General features: G+C 39.4%; 3 protein-coding genes. All 3 read right to left on the bottom strand.

The window, feature by feature from the left end:
- The coding region (locus QVD32_RS12945; RefSeq protein ID WP_287710354.1) for an agmatine deiminase family protein at positions 1–996 on the bottom strand (996 nt) is incomplete at its 3' end.
- Positions 993–1,685 (bottom strand): hypothetical protein, encoded by a 693-nt coding sequence (locus QVD32_RS12950; protein WP_262301554.1) that lies wholly within the window; start codon positions 1,683–1,685, stop codon positions 993–995. The genes QVD32_RS12945 and QVD32_RS12950, both read right to left, overlap by 4 nt.
- A 55-nt stretch (positions 1,686–1,740) precedes the next feature.
- Positions 1,741–2,139 (bottom strand): A1S_2505 family phage non-structural protein, encoded by a 399-nt coding sequence (locus tag QVD32_RS12955; protein ID WP_502795844.1) that lies wholly within the window; start codon positions 2,137–2,139, stop codon positions 1,741–1,743.
- Between the last annotated feature and the right edge of the window lie 3 nt (positions 2,140–2,142).

Genomic DNA, 2,142 nt, shown 5'->3' on the forward strand with positions numbered 1-2,142 from the left:
GTATTTATCACCAAATTTGCCAATGTTTATATCACCCATGAAATACATTTCACTTTCCGTAAAACCACTAAAAGTACCATTTTTTATAGCCTCTTCTTCGTTTTCAAAACGATTCATTAGCTCGTCAAATCTTTTTCTGTCCTCTTCAGTAAATCCTCTTATTTCATCCGATTCTTCCACATTCCAAGTTATGCAATTCAAAGCACCTCCTTGCTTGATTATTTCTTCGCAATTAAATTGGTGGATGTCACAGGATGGATAATAGCCTTGTATCTGCTTGAGGGCTTGGTCATCTTCTTCGATGTTGATTGCAGGTAAGATGATAGTATTTCCAACTTGCAAAAAATTGATATACGCCCAATTACGCTTGTCTGGCTTTTTTACATCATAATGCAACATCTCTACATGAACATGTTTGCTCAGTCTTCTTTCTACTTCTGTAGCAAAGTCTTTGTCGTAATCCACGTAATTTGTCAGGAGAACATTTTCAGAATCAATGGGTCTGACAATTCCATCCGCATGTCCGTATTTCTCGCACTTATCCCAAGGAATCATAATGACCTTGCATTGGAATAGGTTCTCGAGTTCCGTATGTATCTCTGATGGATTGTAGTTCGGATTCTCGTGGTATACTTTTTCTGTCATGATGACGAAATCGGCTCCCTTTACTACATTGCCGCCATCTATAACTAAGTCCGTCTTCTTGCTTGGAAAAAGATACATCGACTTACACGCTTTGTCAGGATTTGTAATGTATTTTTTATCTGACTCTCTTTTGGTAAGATAGTCAGGGTAATAGCGATATTGCACGAATTCATCTGTTTCTATCTGGATAGGCATATAGTCGCGGCACCAAATGTCGGCAGTGTTTCCGATAAATCTCCACTTAATATCATTCTCGTTCAAGCAAGCTGTGAACTTGTCGAAGAATTTGGGATAGCTTTTCTTCAACCATGTGGAAAGAAAAACAACATATGTTCTGTCATCTGTAATCATATTGTAAATCTATAGTTTGCTGTTAAGTACTTATTAAATTCTATAACTAATTCATCTTGTGTGCTACCAGAATCGTTGTCGCAATAATTGTTGGCTAAAATTGAGGCAACTTTATCTTTTGTCGTTTTTGAGGCAGACTTTAAGTTTACCCGATGGCTGCTTTTGATATGAGATATGTCATTGTGTTTTTCCAAAATTATTCTTGGAAAGTCGTCGGGATTGCCAAATGCATCAAACTTGTCGAAGAGTTCTTCGCAAACTTTCATAGGTCCGTTTAGTTTGTACTTCTCTTCTTGATGGTCTGAAAAACAGTCTATATGCTTTATGCCACGGATAAGTATGCCACCAAAAGCGGAATCACTTGTCAAACACGGCATCAGTTTACCAGTTGAAGCCTTTTCTCTCATGGGCACATTGCTTTCAAAAGAAAGGTCTACACCGCTTGAGTGAAAGAACCATTCTCCTGCTTTGCTATTGCGTGGATAGGTTATAATATCTTGATGGGTAGGGCAATAGAAGTAAAATTCGATGTCTGTTAGTCTGTACTTCTTATTGCCTTTCAGAATAGCTACATCGTGAAGAAGAATACTTGCCAAATGTTGAAACTTCTTTTCGATACAGTTGCCATCTAATAGCCATTTTTGCTGTAACAGATTTCTTAAATCATTTATGCTATTTGTTTCTTTCATGCTTATTATTTAATTTGAAGTTTGTCTGAAAACTTTTTTATTGTTAATAGTACGGCTATTCTATCACCTCCCAGAAACTCTCCGGCAGGCTGATGTTCTTCATCTCCTTTGCGCTCTCGAACAAAGGGGCGATGTCTTCAGCCTCAAAGCCGGCGATGCCGCAACCTATTGGGGTTACCAGAAAATGTAGCTCGGGATGCTGATGGGCAAAGATAATGAATAGCTCCACGTATGGACGGATAGTTTCCACGCCGCCCTGCATCGTAGGAATGGCATAACTCTGACCTTGCAGTCCCACACCCTTGCCCATGACAGCACCGAAGTGAAGGCAGGCAATACGTGCAGCACCACCGCCATGCATGCCAGCCAGATTGCTGCCAAAAACAAATATTTCGTTCTCTTTCAAAGAATCAATCCAGCGAGGAGTGATTCTTCCCTTCTTCATATCTTCCATATT

The organism is Barnesiella sp., from assembly GCF_022723415.1.
Lineage (GTDB): Bacteria > Bacteroidota > Bacteroidia > Bacteroidales > Barnesiellaceae > Barnesiella > Barnesiella intestinihominis.